This window comes from Streptomyces sp. NPDC127117, assembly GCF_042677325.1.
GTDB lineage: Bacteria > Actinomycetota > Actinomycetes > Streptomycetales > Streptomycetaceae > Streptomyces.
On sequence record NZ_JBHXTM010000020.1, the window covers coordinates 116,355 to 133,351 of the forward strand.

General features: G+C 72.5%; 14 protein-coding genes and 1 riboswitch. Of the genes, 11 read left to right on the top strand and 3 right to left on the bottom strand.

Going from position 1 to position 16,997, the window contains the following annotated elements; genetic code table 11:
- Window positions 1-268 precede the first annotated feature (268 nt).
- The 4 genes from ACFVH0_RS19525 to ACFVH0_RS19540 all read left to right on the top strand — a co-directional run bounded on the left by ACFVH0_RS19525 (window position 269) and on the right by ACFVH0_RS19540 (window position 5,210).
- A complete protein-coding gene (locus ACFVH0_RS19525) occupies window positions 269-1,642 on the top strand; it encodes a M16 family metallopeptidase (protein WP_385821724.1) in 1,374 nt (457 codons plus the stop codon).
- Window positions 1,643-1,668: 26 nt separating this feature from the next.
- Window positions 1,669-3,051, top strand: a complete 1,383-nt coding sequence (locus ACFVH0_RS19530) for a M16 family metallopeptidase (protein ID WP_385821726.1) — start codon at window positions 1,669-1,671, stop codon at window positions 3,049-3,051.
- A 237-nt stretch (window positions 3,052-3,288) separates the two neighbouring features.
- Window positions 3,289-3,454, top strand: a riboswitch (cyclic di-AMP (ydaO/yuaA leader).
- 13 nt (window positions 3,455-3,467) lie between these two features.
- Window positions 3,468-4,289, top strand: a complete 822-nt coding sequence (locus ACFVH0_RS19535; protein ID WP_385821728.1) for a M23 family metallopeptidase — start codon at window positions 3,468-3,470, stop codon at window positions 4,287-4,289.
- A 225-nt stretch (window positions 4,290-4,514) separates the two neighbouring features.
- Entirely contained in the window at window positions 4,515-5,210 is a 696-nt protein-coding gene (locus ACFVH0_RS19540) for a GntR family transcriptional regulator (RefSeq protein ID WP_385821730.1), read from the top strand.
- Between the two features lie 213 nt (window positions 5,211-5,423).
- On the opposite strand, the gene ACFVH0_RS19545 is transcribed toward ACFVH0_RS19540, so the two are convergent.
- Complete coding sequence (locus ACFVH0_RS19545; RefSeq protein WP_385821733.1) at window positions 5,424-5,705, bottom strand: HPr family phosphocarrier protein; 282 nt, start codon at window positions 5,703-5,705, stop codon at window positions 5,424-5,426.
- A 173-nt stretch (window positions 5,706-5,878) separates the two neighbouring features.
- On the opposite strand from ACFVH0_RS19545, the gene ACFVH0_RS19550 reads away from it, so the two are divergent.
- The 5 genes from ACFVH0_RS19550 to ACFVH0_RS19570 all read left to right on the top strand — a co-directional run bounded on the left by ACFVH0_RS19550 (window position 5,879) and on the right by ACFVH0_RS19570 (window position 12,265).
- Window positions 5,879-8,755 (top strand): GNAT family N-acetyltransferase, encoded by a 2,877-nt coding sequence (locus ACFVH0_RS19550; RefSeq protein WP_385821735.1) that lies wholly within the window; start codon window positions 5,879-5,881, stop codon window positions 8,753-8,755.
- A gap of 96 nt (window positions 8,756-8,851) precedes the next feature.
- Window positions 8,852-9,448 carry a DUF5998 family protein gene (locus tag ACFVH0_RS19555; protein WP_093539487.1) on the top strand — a complete coding sequence of 199 codons (597 nt, stop codon included), beginning with the start codon at window positions 8,852-8,854 and terminating at the stop codon, window positions 9,446-9,448.
- Window positions 9,448-10,635: an alkaline phosphatase family protein gene (locus ACFVH0_RS19560; protein ID WP_385821737.1), complete on the top strand. Its 1,188-nt coding sequence runs from the start codon at window positions 9,448-9,450 to the stop codon at window positions 10,633-10,635. Before ACFVH0_RS19555 ends, ACFVH0_RS19560 begins: the two co-directional genes overlap by 1 nt.
- Before the next feature lie 63 nt (window positions 10,636-10,698).
- On the top strand, window positions 10,699-11,349 hold the full coding sequence (locus ACFVH0_RS19565; protein ID WP_385821739.1) for a thymidine kinase: 651 nt from the start codon (window positions 10,699-10,701) through the stop codon (window positions 11,347-11,349).
- Between the two features lie 43 nt (window positions 11,350-11,392).
- A complete protein-coding gene (locus tag ACFVH0_RS19570; protein ID WP_385821741.1) occupies window positions 11,393-12,265 on the top strand; it encodes a PaaX family transcriptional regulator C-terminal domain-containing protein in 873 nt (290 codons plus the stop codon).
- Between the two features lie 19 nt (window positions 12,266-12,284).
- Here ACFVH0_RS19570 and ACFVH0_RS19575 read toward each other — a convergent pair whose 3' ends face one another.
- Entirely contained in the window at window positions 12,285-13,061 is a 777-nt protein-coding gene (locus tag ACFVH0_RS19575; RefSeq protein ID WP_385821743.1) for a VOC family protein, read from the bottom strand.
- A gap of 233 nt (window positions 13,062-13,294) precedes the next feature.
- Between ACFVH0_RS19575 and ACFVH0_RS19580 the strand changes: the two genes are divergently transcribed.
- Window positions 13,295-14,122 carry a sulfurtransferase gene (locus tag ACFVH0_RS19580; RefSeq protein ID WP_385821745.1) on the top strand — a complete coding sequence of 276 codons (828 nt, stop codon included), beginning with the start codon at window positions 13,295-13,297 and terminating at the stop codon, window positions 14,120-14,122.
- A gap of 124 nt (window positions 14,123-14,246) precedes the next feature.
- On the opposite strand, the gene sepH is transcribed toward ACFVH0_RS19580, so the two are convergent.
- Window positions 14,247-15,314 carry a septation protein SepH gene (gene sepH, locus ACFVH0_RS19585; RefSeq protein ID WP_385821747.1) on the bottom strand — a complete coding sequence of 356 codons (1,068 nt, stop codon included), beginning with the start codon at window positions 15,312-15,314 and terminating at the stop codon, window positions 14,247-14,249.
- 497 nt (window positions 15,315-15,811) lie between these two features.
- On the opposite strand from sepH, the gene ACFVH0_RS19590 reads away from it, so the two are divergent.
- Window positions 15,812-16,864, top strand: coding sequence for a hypothetical protein (locus tag ACFVH0_RS19590; RefSeq protein WP_385821749.1), 1,053 nt, complete (start codon window positions 15,812-15,814; stop codon window positions 16,862-16,864).
- The last annotated feature ends 133 nt before the right edge of the window (window positions 16,865-16,997 follow it).

Here is a 16,997-nt window from a genome sequence, read left to right on the forward strand (position 1 = left end):
CTGCTGCGACTCCTTCACGGATTCTGTTCGGGCAACCTCAGGTTCTGACGCGGACCATTGTGGACCGCCGCACTGACATCGCCGACCTCGACCCGTCCCAAGAGGCGTTCCGGGCCCCGGTCGAGACGCCTTCGCGCCCCGCCGCGCGGGGGATGCGCCCCTCTTTCACGCGAACTTCCGGGTTACGGGAACTTCGCCAGGTGTCCGTGCGCTTGCCTAAAGTGGCAGGTCTCGCAGGAAATCCAGTATCGCGATCGAAGGGACGTACATGCCCATGGGTCACACGGCCACCGCTCAGGCCGGCTCCGGCGGCTTGACAGCGACCGAGCACCGCCTGGCCAACGGCCTGCGCGTGGTGCTCTCCGAGGACCATCTGACCCCGGTCGCCGCGGTCTGCCTCTGGTACGACGTCGGCTCGCGCCACGAGGTCAAGGGACGCACCGGGCTGGCTCACCTGTTCGAGCACCTGATGTTCCAGGGCTCCGGCCAGGTCAAGGGGAACGGCCACTTCGAGCTGGTGCAGGGGGCCGGCGGCTCGCTCAACGGGACCACCAGCTTCGAGCGCACCAACTATTTCGAGACCATGCCCACGCACCAGCTGGAGCTGGCCCTGTGGCTCGAAGCCGACCGGATGGGCTCGCTGCTCGCCGCGCTCGACGAGGAGTCCATGGAGAACCAGCGCGACGTCGTCAAGAACGAACGCCGCCAGCGCTACGACAACGTCCCCTACGGCACGGCGTTCGAGAAGCTGACGGCACTGGCCTACCCCGAGGGCCACCCGTACCACCACACCCCGATCGGCTCGATGGCCGACCTGGACGCCGCGACCCTTGAGGACGCGCGCACCTTCTTCCGTACGTACTACGCGCCCAACAACGCGGTGCTCTCGGTCGTCGGCGACATCGACCCCGAGCAGACCCTCGCCTGGATCGAGAAGTACTTCGGCTCCATCCCGTCCCACGACGGCAAGCAGCCGCCGCGCGACGGCACGCTCCCGGAGATCATCGGCGAGCAGCTGCGCGAGGAAGTGCGTGAGGAGGTCCCGGCGCGGGCGCTGATGGCCGCCTACCGGCTGCCGCACGACGGCACCCGCGAGTGCGACGCGGCGGACCTCGCGCTGACCGTGCTCGGCGGCGGCGAGTCGTCGCGGCTGCACAACCGCCTGGTCCGCCGTGACCGTACGGCCGTGGCGGCCGGGTTCGGGCTGCTGCGGCTGGCCGGCGCGCCCTCGCTGGGCTGGCTGGACGTCAAGATGTCCGGCGGCGTCGAGGTGCCGCAGGTCGAGGCCGCGGTCGACGAGGAGCTCGCCCGGTTCGCCGCCGACGGCCCCACGCCCGAGGAAATGGAGCGCGCGCAGGCCCAGTTGGAGCGCGAGTGGCTGGACCGCCTGGGTACGGTCGCCGGCCGTGCCGACGAACTGTGCCGGTTCGCCGTGCTGTTCGGCGACCCGCAGCTCGCCCTGACCGCCGTTCAGCGGGTGCTCGACGTCACCGCGGAGGAGGTGCAGGCGGCCGCCAAGGCCCAGCTGCGTCCCGACAACCGCGCGGTGCTGGTCTACGAGCCGGTCGAACCGGCCGAGCCCGCGGACGCGGCGGACACCGACGAGACCGACACCGACGCGCACGAAGGGGCGGACCAGTGACCGACGCTGCCGCGACTGGAGTTTCGATGCAGTACCACCCGCAGCCGGCCCCCGGCGTCGCCCGCCCCTGGGCCTTCCCCGCGCCCGAGCGCGGCGCCCTGCCCAACGGCCTCACGGTGCTGCGCTGCCACCGCCCCGGCCAGCAGGTCGTGGCCGTCGAGATCTTCCTCGACGCCCCGCTGGACGCCGAGCCCGAGGGTCTCGACGGCGTGGCCACGATCATGTCGCGGGCGCTGAACGAAGGCACCGACAAGCACACCGCCGAGGAGTTCGCCGCCGAGCTGGAGCGCTGCGGCGCCACCCTCGACGCGCACGCCGACCACCCCGGTGTCCGGGTCTCCCTGGAGGTCCCCGCCTCCCGGCTGGCCAAGGCCCTCGCGCTGGTGGCCGAGGCGCTGCGGGCGCCCGCCTTCGCCGAGAGCGAGATCGAGCGGCTGGTACGCAACCGGCTCGACGAGATCCCGCACGAGCAGGCCAACCCGGCCCGGCGTGCCGCCAAGCAGCTCTCCAAGGAGCTGTTCCCGGCCACGGCGCGGATGTCCCGCCCGCGCCAGGGCACCGAGGAGACGGTGGCGCGGATCGACTCGGCGGCCGTGCGCGCGTTCTTCGACGCCCACGTCCGGCCGTCCACGGCGACCGCCGTGGTAGTCGGGGACCTCACCGGCATCGACCTGGACGCCCTGCTCGCCGACACCCTCGGCGACTGGTCCGGAGACGCCGCCGCACCCCGCCCCGCCCCGCCGATCACCGCCGACGACACCGGCCGCGTGGTCATCGTCGACCGTCCGGGCGCGGTGCAGACCCAGCTGCTGATCGGCCGGATCGGCGCCGACCGGCACGACAGCGTGTGGCCGGCCCAGGTGCTCGGCACGTACTGCCTGGGCGGCACCCTCACCTCGCGGCTCGACCGGGTGCTGCGCGAGGAGAAGGGCTACACGTACGGCGTGCGGGCCTTCGCCCAGGTGCTGCGGTCGTCGGCCCCGGACTCCGCCTCGGGGGCGACCGGCGCCGCGATGCTCGCCATCAGCGGCTCGGTGGACACCGAGTCCACCGAGCCGGCGCTGAAGGACCTGTGGACGGTCCTGCGGACCCTGGCGGCCGAGGGCCTGACCGACGAGGAGCGCGAGACGGCCGTGCAGAACCTCGTGGGTGTGGCGCCCCTGAAGTTCGAGACGGCGGCCTCCGTCGCGGGCACCCTCGCCGACCAGGTCGAGCAGCACCTGCCGGACGACTACCAGGCGCAGCTGTACGCCCGGCTCGCGGAGACCGGCACGGTCGAGGCGACCGCGGCGGTCGTCAACGCCTTCCCGGGTGACCGGCTGGTCACGATCCTCGTCGGCGACGCCGCACGGATCGAGGAGCCCGTCCGGGCCCTGGGCATCGGAGAGGTGTCGGTGGTCACCGGCTGACGTCCGGCCCGTCACAACAGGTCCCAACTCGACATTTCGCCGCATATCAGGACAGAAGGAAGGCCCTTGCGAGTGTCATCTCGCCAGGGTCTTCCTTTTTGTCCGTTCTGGGGGAAGGTTGCCTGTCTGCCCTGTGGGATGCGCTACAAAATGGCCTGTCCGTTTGGTGAATGAAAGTGACCCCGCTTAGCGTCGGCTCGACTGCCCGTCACTCGTATGCCGCATCCGCGACGTACCGGACAGTCATCGCCGAGTCCCCGTCAGGCGCGAGCCTGGGGAGCCGGGGACCCACGCAGTCCCTGGGGTGAATCGGACGCCTGAGCCCGGATGGGCCGGGGTGTCCGTAGGAGACCTTCCTGCTCCGAACCCGTCAGCTAACCCGGTAGGCGAGAAGGAAGGAAAGGACCAGCCACTCCATGGCGTTCACCCGTGCCACCGGGAAGCACCGTGCCCCGAGCCGACTGACGCGCGGCAGCGCGAAGGCCGTCGGCGTCGCGGCTCTGGCCACCACCGGCGTCATCGGCGGCCTGGCCGCTCCCGCCTTCGCGGCGGACTCCGACGCACCCTCCGTGAGCGAGACCGGTCTCAACCAGGTCATCGCCATCGACAAGACCCTCGCCGACCGGATCGACGCCCAGGCCGACGCCCAGCAGCATCAGGCCGACGTCGCGGCGAAGGCGAAGGCCGAGGCCCACCGGAAGGCCGAGGCCAAGAAGAAGGCCGAGGCAAAGGCCAAGGCGGCGGCCGAGGCCAAGGCCGAGGCGAAGCGCGCCGCCGAGGCCCGCGCCGAGAAGGCCCGCGCCGCCCGGTCCGCCGAGCGCACCCGCCTGGGCTCCTTCCAGCTCCCGGTCGCGGGTTCGTACGTAAGCACCGGCTACAAGTCCAGCGGCTCGCTCTGGTCCTCCGGCAGCCACTCCGGCATCGACTTCCACGCCGCCTCCGGCAGCTCCGTCGTCGCCGTCGGCGCCGGCACGGTCGTCGAGGCCGGCTGGGGCGGCGCGTACGGCAACAACATCGTGCTCCGGATGACGGACGGCACGTACACGCAGTACGGCCACCTCTCCTCGATCGGCGTCTTTGTCGGCCAGAGCGTCGGCGCGGGCCAGCAGATCGGCCTCTCCGGCTCGACCGGCAACTCCACCGGGCCGCACCTCCACTTCGAGGCCCGGACGACCCCGTCGTACGGGTCCGACATGGACCCGGTCGCGTACCTGCGCGCCCACGGCGTCCACGTCTGACCGACGCCCACCGCACCACCTCGTCGAAGGCCCCGGCAGCGCGCCGGGGCCTTCGCCATGCCCGCCTCCTCGACCGCGGGAGACGACCGGCCGCCGAACCGTCCCGTGGCCAAAAGATATTCATGAATTTCCGCCCGGCATCGGAAATGCAGCCGCATTGCAATAGAGTCGCGGAACAGGCGTCGGCCGGCCGCGTTTCGCGGGGATTGAGGCGGAGGTTCGGACATGCGCATTCCGGCGCATTCGGTATGCACGGCAATCCGTGACGACATCGTCTCCGGTGTCTTCGAACGCGGCAGCCGTCTCACGGAGGAGTTGCTGGCCCGCCGTTACGGGGTTTCCCGCGTCCCGGTACGGGAGGCGCTGCGCACCCTGGAATCCGAGGGCTTCGTCGTCACCCGGCGGCACGCGGGCGCCTGCGTCGCCGAGCCCACCGAACTGGAGGCGGCCGACCTCCTGGAGGTCCGCACGCTGCTGGAGCCCCTGGGCGCCGCCCGCGCCGCGCAGCGCCGCACCGAGGCGCACCTCAAGGTGCTCCGCGGCCTCGTGCGGCTCGGCCAGGACCGGGCCCGGCGCGGCGAGGGCGAGGATCTGCGCTCACTGGGCGGCTGGTTCCACGAGACGCTGGCGCAGGCCTCCGGCAGCCCCGGCCTGATCGCGCTGCTCACCCAGCTGCGGCACAAGATCGACTGGATGTACGCGGTCGAGCAGCCCGCCCGGCCGGTGGATTCCTGGGCCGAGCACGGGGCGATCGTGGACGCGGTGGCGCGCGGCGACGCGGAACGGGCCAGGACGCTGGCCGCCCACCACGCGGAACGGGCTGCGGCCGCGCACCGGCTGCGACGGCGGCCCGGCACGCCCCGGGCCGACCGGGTGAGGACCTCGCAACATTCCGTAAACACCGCGGGTGTCCGCCATTAACAATCGCGCCGTATACAAAGAGAAGTCATTGTGCGGGGCGCATTCCGAGTGGTCCGGATTTTGCCTTCCTGGATTCTGCCCTGCCCGGATTCCGCTCCACCCGGATTTCGTGGGCCTGGATCCTGGGTGCCGGAATTCATCCTGCAAGCACCGGAAAAACAAAAGAGCCGCAGACCCGGTTCAGGGTGCCACGGCTCTCTCGCGGAAGATGTTTCAGACGGTCTCCGGGAGTTCCTCAAGTCCGTCGGCGACCAGCTTGGCCAGACGGTCCAGGGCGGCTTCGGAGTTGTCGGCCTCGGAGGCGAGCACGATCTCCTCGCCACCCTGCGCGCCGAGACCGAGGACCGCGAGCATGGAAGCGGCGTTCACCGGGTTGCCGTCGGCCTTGGCGATCGTCACGGGGACGCCGGAAGCCGTGGCGGCACGGACGAAGATGGAAGCGGGGCGGGCGTGCAGGCCCTCGGCCCAACCGACGTTGACGCGGCGCTCAGCCATGGTTCTGCCCTTCACGAATCAACAGTTGTCTAGACCAGTCTCTCACGCGGTGCGCGGTGCTCCGGCCGACCCCGGGAACAGCCCGTAACGCCTGCGGACCCGCCGATCGGCCCTCTCAGCCTGCCCCGGCCCCGAGGCCTACGCGACCGCTGACGGAGCCGTACTCTTTGCCCATGCAGCCCGCGCCGGAGCAGAGTCCGCATCACGCTTATCCCGACCACTGGGAAGCGGACGTGGTGCTCCGCGACGGAGGCACCGCGCGCATCAGGCCCATCACCACGGACGACGCCGAACGGCTGGTCAGCTTCTACGAGCAGGTTTCCGACGAGTCGAAGTACTACCGGTTCTTCGCCCCGTACCCTCGGCTGTCCGACCGGGACGTGCACCGCTTCACCCATCACGACTACGTCGACCGGGTGGGGCTCGCCGTCACGGTCGGCGGCGAGTTCATCGCGACCGTCCGCTACGACCGGATCGACGAGCGGGGCAGGCCCGCCTCCGCCCCCGCCGACCAGGCCGAGGTCGCCTTCCTCGTCCAGGACGCGCACCAGGGCCGGGGTGTGGCCTCGGCCCTCCTCGAACACATCGCGGCCGTCGCCCGCGAGCGCGGCATCCGCCGCTTCGCCGCCGAGGTGCTGCCGGCCAACAACAAGATGATCAAGGTGTTCCGGGACGCCGGGTACACCCAGCAGCGCAGTTTCGAGGACGGCTCCGTCCACCTCACCCTGGACCTCGAACCGACCGCCGAATCCCTCGCCGTCCAGCGCGGCCGTGAACAGCGGGCGGAGGCACGGTCCGTGCAGCGCCTGCTGGCCCCCGGCTCCGTCGCCGTCATCGGCGTCGGCCGGACCCCCGGCGGTGTCGGCCGCACCGTTCTGCGCAACCTCCTCGGAGCCGGCTTCACCGGCCGCACGTACGCCGTGAACCGCGCCTTCGCCGCAGACCGGGCCACCGTCGACGGCGTCCCCGCCCACCGCTCCATCGGCGAGATCGAGGAGCCGGTCGACCTCGCGGTCGTCGCCGTCCCCGCCGACCGGGTTCCGGAAGCCGTCGCGGACTGCGGCGAGCACGGCGTCCAGGGCCTGGTGGTGCTCTCCGCCGGATACGCCGAATGGGGCGCCGAGGGCCGGGAACGGCAGCGCGAACTGGTCCGGCAGGCCCGCTCGTACGGGATGCGGATCATCGGCCCGAACGCCTTCGGAGTCATCAACAACGCCGAAACGGTCCGGCTGAACGCCTCGCTCGCCCCCGAGCCGCCCGCCCCCGGACGCATCGGCCTGTTCACCCAGTCCGGAGCGATCGGCATCGCGCTGCTCTCCGGGCTCTACCGGCGCGGCGCGGGCCTGTCCACCTTCATCTCCGCGGGCAACCGTGCCGACATCTCGGGCAACGACTTCCTCCAGTACTGGTACGAGGACCCCGACACCGACGTCGCCCTGCTGTACCTCGAATCGCTCGGCAACCCCCGCAAGTTCACCCGCCTCGCGCGGCGCACCGCGGCGATGAAGCCGGTGGTCGTGGTGAAGGGCGCCCGGCACAGCGGTTCCACGCCGCCCGGCCACGCGGTGCCGATCAGCCGGATCCCGGACGCGACGGTCTCGGCGCTGATGCGGCAGGCGGGCGTGATCCGGGTCGACACGGTGACCGAGATGGTCGACGCGGGCCTCCTCCTCGCCGACCAGCCGCTCCCGGCCGGCCCCCGGGTCGCGATCCTCGGCAACTCCGAATCGCTCGGCCTCCTCACGTACGACGCCTGCCTCGCCGAGGGGCTGCGCCCGCGCCCGCCCCTCGACCTGACCACCGCCGCCACCCCGCAGGACTTCAGGAACGCCCTCGCCGAGGCCCTGGCCGACGACGGCTGCGACTCGGTGGTGGTGACGGCGATCCCGTGGGTCGGCGAGGACGGCGAGGCGGAATCGGGCGACGGAGAGGTGCTCGCGGCCGCCCTGCACACGGCCGCCGCCGCGGGCCCGGCCAAGCCGGTGGCCGTCGTGCACGTCGAGATCGGCGGGCTGGCCGAGGCCCTCGCCGCGGCCACCAGCACGGTCGCCCAGCCGCGCCCCCCGGCACAGCCCGCCCCGGCCGTGAGCCCCACGCGCACCTCAGCCACCACCCCGCCCGACCCCGGCCCGGCGCCCACGACCCCCGTCACCGGCGCCCCCGGCCCCCGCAACGGCCGGATCCCCGCCTACCCCGCAGCCGAACGGGCGGTGCGCGCCCTGGCCGAGGCGGTGCGGTACGCGCAGTGGCGACGGCAGGCCGCCGCGCCCGGCAAGGTGCCCGAGTTCCTCGACGACACCATCGACGAGCCCGGCACCGCCGGACTCATCGACACCCTCCTCGGCCCCGACCCCGACCCGAGGGGCCTCCAGCTCGCACCCGACCAGGCCCGCGAGCTCCTGGGCCGCTACGGCATCACCGTGCGGCCGACGCTCCCGGCACCCGACCCGGAAGCGGCCGTCGTGGCGGCGGCCCGGCTCGGCTACCCCGTGGCGCTCAAGACCACCGCACCGCACCTGCGCCACCGCGCCGATCTCGGCGGTGTCCGGCTCGACCTCGCCAACGAGACCGCGCTGCGCCGGGCGTACGGCGAGCTGACCGACCTGCTCGGCAAGCCCGCCGAACTCCAGCCGGTGGTCCAGGCCATGGCGCCGCGCGGCGTCGACACCGTCGTACGGGCCACGATCGACCCGGCGGCCGGCGCCGTGCTCTCCTTCGGGCTCGCGGGCGCGCCCTCCGAACTCCTCGGTGACACCGCCCACCGCCTCGTCCCGGCCACCGACCGCGACGCCGCCGAGCTGATCCGGTCCATCCGGGCGGCCCCGGTGCTGTTCGGCTGGCGCGGTGCGGCGCCGGTGGACACCGCCTCGCTCGAAGAGCTGCTGCTGCGGGTGTCCCGGCTGGTCGACGACCACCCCGAGGTGGTCTCCATCGCGCTGGAACCGGTCGTGGTCGCCACCCAGGGGCTCACGGTCCTCGGTGCGAGCGTCCGCCTCTCGCCGCCCCCGGCCCGTACCGACCTCGGCCCCCGCCGCCTCCCCAACTACTGACGCCGGCCGGGGCGGGCACCGTCCCGCCCCGAGGTCCCGGTCCGCCCTGCCGCGCAACGTCCCCGGCAGTCATCCGCCCCCCGTAGGATGGTGCTCATGGCTAAGACCGGTACGACGACCCAGGGGCTGCGCGCGGCGATCGAGCGCAGTGGCTACTACCCGGCCCTCGTGGCCGAGGCGGTGGAGGCCGCCGTGGGCGGTGAGCCGGTCGCTTCGTACCTGGTGCACCAGGAGACAACCTTCGACTCGAACGAGGTGCGCCGCCACGTCACGGTCCTGGTCCTGACGGACAACCGTTTCATCGTCAGCCACACCGACGAGCAGAACGCCGACACCAGCTCCCCGACCCCGTACGCCACCACCTCCACGGAGTCGGTGAAGCTCGACCGGATCTCGTCGGTCGTGGTCAGCCGGGTCGTCGCCAATCCCGAGAAGTACGTGCCGGGCACGCTGCCCCGCGAGGTCGTCCTCACCATCGGCTGGGGCGCGGTCTCCCGGATCGACCTGGAGCCGGCCGCCTGCGGCGACCCCAACTGCGAGGCCGACCACGGCTACACGGGCAACTCCACCGCCGACGACCTGAGCCTGCGGGTCAGCGAGGCAGGTGACGGCCCGGACACCGTGCGCCAGACCCTCGCCTTCGCCCAGTCGCTCTCCGAGGCCACGGCCGCGACCGCGGCGACCGGCCGCTGATGGCTCAGCCGGCCTGGCAGGACCCCGTTCCGCTCTCCGTCGAGAGCGCCCCGGTGCCGGAGTACGGCAGTGGATCGCTCGCCGATCTGCTGCCCACGCTCGTCGCCGGACAGGGCGTTCCCGGCTTCACCGCGGCGATCCCCGAACTCACCCCCGCCGACCGGAACTGCGTGTTCCTGATCGACGGCCTCGGCTGGGAGCAGATCAAGGCCCACCCCGACGAGGCACCGTTTCTGCACTCCCTGCTCCCCACCTCGCGCGGCGGCACCGGCCGTCCGATAACGGCGGGCTTCCCGGCCACCACGGCGACCTCGCTCGCCTCGGTGGGCACCGGACTGCCGCCCGGGGAGCACGGCCTGCCCGGCTACAGCGCACGCAATCCGGAGACCGGCGAGCTGATGAACCAGCTCCGCTGGAAGCCCTGGACCTCCCCGAAGGTCTGGCAGCCGTACCCCACCGTCTTCCAGCTCGCCGACGCCGCGGGCGTGCGCACCGCCCAGGTCTCCGCCCCCGCCTTCGAGCAGACCCCGCTCACCAAGGTCGCGCTCAGCGGCGGCTCGTTCCTGGGCCGGCTCACCGGCGAGGAGCGGATGGACATCGCCGCCGAACGGCTCGCCATGGGCGACCGGTCGCTCGTCTACACGTACTACAGCGAGGTCGACGGCAAGGGCCACCGCTTCGGCGTCGACTCCGACGCCTGGCGTGGACAGCTGATGTACGTGGACGGACTGGCGCGGCGCCTGGCCGAACAGCTCCCGCCCCGCTCGGCGCTGTACATCACCGCCGACCACGGCATGATCGACATCCCGTTCGACGAGCAGTCCCGGATCGACTTCGACGAGGACTGGGAGCTGCGCGCGGGCGTCGCCCTGCTCGGCGGCGAGGGCCGGGCCCGTCATGTGTACGCCGTCCCCGGAGCCGAGAGTGACGTGCTGACCGTCTGGCGGGAAGTGCTCGGCGAGCAGTTCTGGGTGGCGAGCCGGGACGAGGCGATCGCGGCCGGCTGGTTCGGCCCCGAGGTCGACGAACGGGTCCACGGAAGGATCGGCGACGTCGTCGCGGCGGCCCACGACGACGTGGTGATCACCGCCTCCGTCAATGAGCCGCACGAGTCCGCGATGGTCGCGATGCACGGCTCGATGACCCCCGTCGAGCAGCTCGTCCCGCTCCTCGAAGTACGCTCGTAACCGCGTTTTTCCCGCCGCCGTCCCCACTCCGATCAGCTCCGCCCGAAAGGTGCTCAACCCCTCATGCCCGAGCTTGTGTTCTTCTCCGGAACGATGGACTGCGGAAAGAGCACGCTGGCGCTCCAGATCGGCCACAACCGTTCGGCACGCGGCCTGCAGGGCGTGATCTTCACCCGCGACGACCGGGCGGGGGAGGGCAAGCTCTCCTCGCGCCTGGGCCTGGTCACCGAGGCCGTCGAGGCCGACGAGGGCATGGACCTGTACACCCACCTCGTCGACCGGATAAGCCGGGGCGGCCGGGCGGACTACGTGATCGTGGACGAGGCGCAGTTCCTGGCCCCCGTCCAGATCGACCAGCTCGCACGCATCGTCGACGACCTCGACCTGGACGTCTTCGCGTTCGGCATCACCACCGACTTCCGGACCAAGCTGTTCCCCGGCTCCCAGCGGCTGATCGAGCTGGCCGACCGGGTGGAGACGCTCCAGGTCGAAGCGCTCTGCTGGTGCGGAGCACGGGCCACGCACAACGCCCGGACCGTCGGCGGCGAGATGGTCGTCGAAGGGGCCCAGGTGGTCGTGGGCGACGTCAACCAGCAGGCGGGCGAGGTCGGCTACGAGGTGCTGTGCCGGCGCCACCACCAGCGCAGGACCACCAGCGCCACCGCCCGCGCGGGCGCGCTGTCGCCGGACGTGCTGCCCGTCACCTCCGCCTGAACCGCCCGTCGGCCACCCGCGTGCCGCTGCTTAGGATGAGGCCGTGAACACGGTGAGCGCGGAAGAGGACGACTCCGGACCGGGCCCGCTGGGCAAGGTGCAGCCCAGACAGCTGATCGTGACCGTCTACGGGCTGTACGCGCGCGACACCGACGGCTGGATGTCGGTGGCCTCGCTGATCCAGCTGCTCGCCCACCTCGGAGTCGAGGCACCGACCGTCCGCTCCTGCGTCTCCCGGCTGAAGCGGTCCGGACTGCTCGAAGCCCGGACGGTGTCCGGAGCGGCCGGCTACCGGATCTCACCCGAGACCGAGCGGATGCTGCGCGACGGCGATCCGCGCATCTTCGCGGCCCGACGAGCCACCGTGGACGAGGGCTGGGTACTGGTCGTCTTCTCGGTGCCCGAGTCCGAACGCGCCAGGCGGCACACCCTGCGCACCCAGCTCACCCGGCTCGGCTTCGGTTCGGTGTCCGCCGGCGTGTGGATCGCACCGGGGCATGTGCACGACGAGGCGGAGTCCATGCTGGCCAGGCACGGCCTGCGCTCGTACGCCGACCTCTTCCGGGCCGACTACCTGTCGGCCGGCGGGGGCGACGTCGACGAACTCGCCGCGAAGGTCCGCTCGTGGTGGGACACCGCCCGGCTGCAACGGCTGTACGTCGAATTCCTCACCGCGCACCGCCCGGTGGCCGAGCGGATCGCGAACGGCCCCGCGGTGACGGACCGGGAGGCGTTCACGACGTACATCAGGGTCCTCACCGACTGGCGTCGGCTCGTCTATCTCGACCCCGGTGTCGCGCGTGAACTGCTGCCCGGCGAATGGAGCGGAACCCACGCCTCCGAGCTCTTCGACGAGATGCACGCCCGGCTGGCCGGCCCCGCCCACCGGCATGTCGAACGGGTCCGGACCGGCTGAGACCCTGCCGCCGGCCGGCTCAGCCGGCGGCCGACCGGACGATCGTGAACGCCGCGCCCTCCGGGTCCGCCACGGTCGCCACCCGGCCGCTCGCCCCTTCCCGGGGCGGCTGCAGGATGTACCCACCCAGCTCCACCACCCGCCGGGCGGCCTCGTCGGTGTCGGAGACCTCGAAGTACGTCATCCAGTGCGGCCCCCGGTCGCGCGGCAGGGCATGGCCGACACCGTGAAGCGAGGCCACCGGCCGGCCCTCCAGACACAGGGTCTGGTAGTCGAAGTCGGCCGAGACGACCGCCTCCGCCTCGTAGCCGAAGACCGTCTGGTAGAACTTGCAGACCGTCGCGGTCTCCCGGGTCACCAGCTCGTTCCAGACCGGGGTGCCGGGGGCACCGGCGAGTGCGGTACCGAGATGAGCGGCGGCCTGCCAGACGCCGAAGACCGCACCGCCGGGGTCGGAGGCGATGGCGAGCCGGCCCGCCTCGCCCGCGTCGAGCGGCCCAACGGCGACCGTGCCCCCGCAGGACCTGATCGCCTCCGCCGTGAGATCCGCGTCGCCGGTGGCCAGATAGGTCGTCCAGGCGACCGGCAGGTGCCGGTCCGGCGGCAACTGTCCGATGCCCGCCACCACTTTTCCGTCGATCAGTGCCCGGACGTACGGACCCAGCTGGTCCGGACCCGGCTCGAATTCCCAGCCGAACAGATCGGCGTAGAAGTCCTGGGTCGTGCTCATGCCATGCACGATCAGACTCACCCAGCAAGGTGTTCCGGGCGTACGCGGGGCGGCAGCCTCGGTCATCGTCACTCTCTCCTCGGACCATCGGGGTGGCCGTACGGGGGAAATCGGGGCCGGCTCGCCGTCGTGCGGTACGGGATGTGTACGCCCCGTGCAGATGTTGGCACCACCCGGCGCACGAAGTGCTCCGGCCGCGCCGCACTTTCCGGATCTCGACGGAGGGAGACCGGATTACTGCGGTGCGCCCGTTTCGAGGGTGTGACGGGTGGGGTGCCTCCTGCGCGAGGATGGCACCCATGAAGCCCATCATCACCGCATCGGAATACGCGAGCGAGTCGGCGGGGCCACGTCCGCCGGTGCTCCTGGACGTACGTTGGCAGCTGGGCGGCCCGAACGGGCGGCCCGAGTACGAGGCCGGGCACATTCCCGGCGCGGTCTACGTCGACCTGGACGCGGAACTCGCCGGACCCGCGGGCCGCGGCGGTCGCCATCCGCTGCCCGATCCGGACGAGTTCGGGGCGGTGATGCGCCGGGCCGGAGTCTCCCGGGACACCCCGGTGGTCGTGTACGACGGCGGTCAGGGCTGGGCCGCGGCCCGCGCCTGGTGGCTGCTGCGCTGGACGGGGCACCCGGACGTGAGGGTCCTGGACGGCGGTCTCGCCGCCTGGGCGGGCGACCTCGACACCGGGATCCCGGCGCCGGCCGAGGGCGACTTCCGGCCCGCTCCCGGCGCGCTGGCGCTGCTGGACGCGGACGGGGCGGCGGCGCTGGCCCGCTCGGGGCTGCTGCTCGACGCGCGGGCCGCCGAGCGCTACCGCGGCGACGTGGAGCCGATCGACCGGGTGGGCGGCCACATCCCGGGCGCCGTCTCGGCCCCGACCTCCGAGAACACGGGGGACGACGGGCGGTTCCTGGCCCCACAAGCGCTGGCGGTCCGCTTCAAGGAACTCGGCGCCGACCGGTCGGACGACATCGGCGTCTACTGCGGCTCCGGCGTCTCCGGTGCCCACGAGGTCCTGGCCCTGGCTATCGCCGGGATCCCCGCGGCGCTGTACGCGGGCTCCTGGTCCGAGTGGTCCGGCGACGAGTCCCGGCCGGTGGCCACGGGGCCCGAGCCCGGGTAACGGAGGGCGCGACGACCGGGACCGCCGCCCCCGGCCCGATGAGCGGGGGGCACGGCGGCGGCAGACGGCACGAGGGCCCGTACGCAGTGGCGTACGGGCCCTCGTCATGCCGCGGTTCCTCCGCTCAGTCCTGCTTCTTGCGGCGGGTGCCGAAGACGATCTCGTCCCAGGTCGGTACGGCCGCCCGGCGGCCGGGCCGGACGCCGTCCGCCTCGGCCTGGCGGTCGGTCGTACCGGTCAGGCGGTCGCGGTGACCGGCCACCGCTCGCGGCATCAGCACATCCGCGTAGGCCGAACCGGCTCCCGCGGAGGCCGCCGCGGCCGGCGGCTCATCGGACTCCGGCTCCTGCGCCGAGGGCTCGATCGCGGGCGGCTCGGGCTGCGCGGGCCGTTCCGGCACCACCATGTCGCCGCGGAAGCTCGGCACCGCCTCCAGCAGGCTGGTCAGCGAATCGCGCTCACCGGCCGAGACGGACGCGATGTGCTCCTCGGGCTCGGGCGGGGGCGGCGGGGCCGTCGGCCGCTCCATCTGGCGGTCCAGGGCGCGGTCCAGCGGCCGGTCGCGCGGCAGCCGGGCGATCCGGGGTACGAACGGGAAGCTCGGCTCGGGCGCGGCGACGTCGTCGGTCTCGCCGATCAGCGAACGCGCCTCGTCGTCCACGGCCTGGACCAGCCGGCGCGGCGGATCGTACGTCCAGCTCGCCGAGTGCGGCTCGCCCGCGACCCGGTAGACCAGCAGGACTTCCCAGGTGCCGTCGTCCCGGCGCCAGGAATCCCACTGGACGGTCTCCTTGTCGGCGCCGCGCAGCAGCAGCCGCTCCTGCACCGCCTCGCCGAGCTGGGGGCCGGTGTTCTCGCCGGGACGGCGCACGGGAGTCTTCCGGGCCCGCTCGGCCATGAAGGCGCGCTCCGCGAGCACGGGGCCCTCGAAGCGGCGGACACGGTCGACGGGGATGCCGGCGAACTGGGCGACCTCCTCCGCGGAGGCACCGGCTCGTATCCGGGCCTGGATGTCGCGGGGGCGGAGGTGGCTCTCCACCTCGATCTCGATCTGGCCGAGTCGCGCGCGGTCGTTGCGCACGGCGGCGCGCAGCCGCTCGTCGATGGGAAGCGTGTACTCCGTGCTGTCCGCAGCCTTGAGCACCAGTCGTGTGCCGTCGTTGGAGACGGCCACGACACGCAGTTCGGGCATGGGGACCTCCCGGGTGGTGCCTGCCGACGTCACGTGCGTCGCTGCTTCCGCTAGTCGAGTGTGGCCTGCCCGGGTGCAGCCTGCCACAACATTGCCGTGTTGCCCGGCGTGTCGGGCGTGAGCCCTTGATCGCCGGTATGACACGGTGACCTATTCTGCAACAGAAAGTGACCTCTCGTCACCTCATGTAGCCAGTCCCCGTGCGATGCCGTGGCGCCGCCGGATCGAGTGCCTCCTTCGGCCCCCTCCCGAAGATCCCGGACACCCGTACGGGAGTCCGGCCCCAGGGCTCGCCACAGTACTCCATTCGGGCCATCAGGGTGGACCGCCGCGCCGTCGAAGTTCCGGTGAGGTGCGGGAGTTCGGCCATCGGGCCGGGGGTGGTGCGCCCCGCGCGCGTGTCCTGCTTCACAGAATCCCCGGAACCGGAACCATTCACTTCGCTCAAATGTCCCTTCCTGTTGCATGGTGGGAGAGATGTCAATCAAGGGCTGGAAATGGTGCAGAAGCCGGAAAGTGACATAGAACCCAAAGAAAGGCGTATAGATCTGAGCCTGCCGCAGGTCGCGGGCAGTGCCGTGGCAGCGGTCGCGGCGGCGGTGGCGGCCTCCCAGCTGGGTGTGTACGGAACGATCCTCGGTGCCGGAGTGATGAGCGTCGTCGCCACCTGCGGCGGATCGGTCTTCCAGCACTTCTTCCGGCGCACGGGGGAGCAGATCCGCGAGGTCACCGTCCATGTGAAGCACCCGGGCCGTGAGGTGACGGTGCACACGCGTGAGACGAGCGGTGCGCGTACGGCCGAGGGGACGCGGCTGCCGCCGCCCAGGACCCCGTCCGGTACTCCCCGCGGAACCACGGATGCCGCGGACGCCACCACCGTGCTGCCCGCCATGGACGCCACGACCGTGCTGCGCGGGGCGGACGCCAAGGTCCCGCCGAACGCCCCGGCCGACGACGATCCGGACCGTACGCGCATGCTGCGGCCCCCCGACGCGACCCAACTGCTCACCACGGCGCGCCCGGACCCGGACGAGGAGTTCTCCGAAGCCACCACGCACGGCACCCGGATCCGCGGCTGGAAGCGCTCAGCGCTCGGCGCGGCGGTGGTCTTCGTCCTCACGATGGCGGGAATCACCACGTACGAGCTGATCTCCGGCAACGACCTGAGCGGGGGCAGCGGCACCACAGTCGGCTCCGTGGTGCGCGGCGGGGAGCGGGGTTCCGGGTCGAACGATCCGGCGCCTACGACGACCACCGGTCCCGACCGGGACCGGACACCGGGTCAGGAGAACGACGCGACGCCCGGTACGGACTCGCAGGGCGGCACTAGCCGGAGCCCGGACACCGGCGAGGGCGGCCGCTCCTCGGCCGACCCGACGCCCGACCCCACGCGGTCCGGCAGCACCGGTGACCGTACGAGCCCGTCCCCGGCGGCCACTCCCTCCCCGTCGGCACCCGCCGACGGCGCCACCGCCGGCACGGACCCCGCGGGCGAGGCCCCGGCGCAGGGCGACGGCGGCGCCCCCGCCGGCACGGACACCGGACAGTGACGAACGGCCCCGGGGGTGGCCGGCCAGGGACAACCGGGCACCCCGGGGCGGGGGGTGGCCCGGGGGGCAAAACCCCCCCGCCCCCGCCCCCGGAACCACCCCCGCCCCGCACGCCCCCCCCGAAACGCAAGCG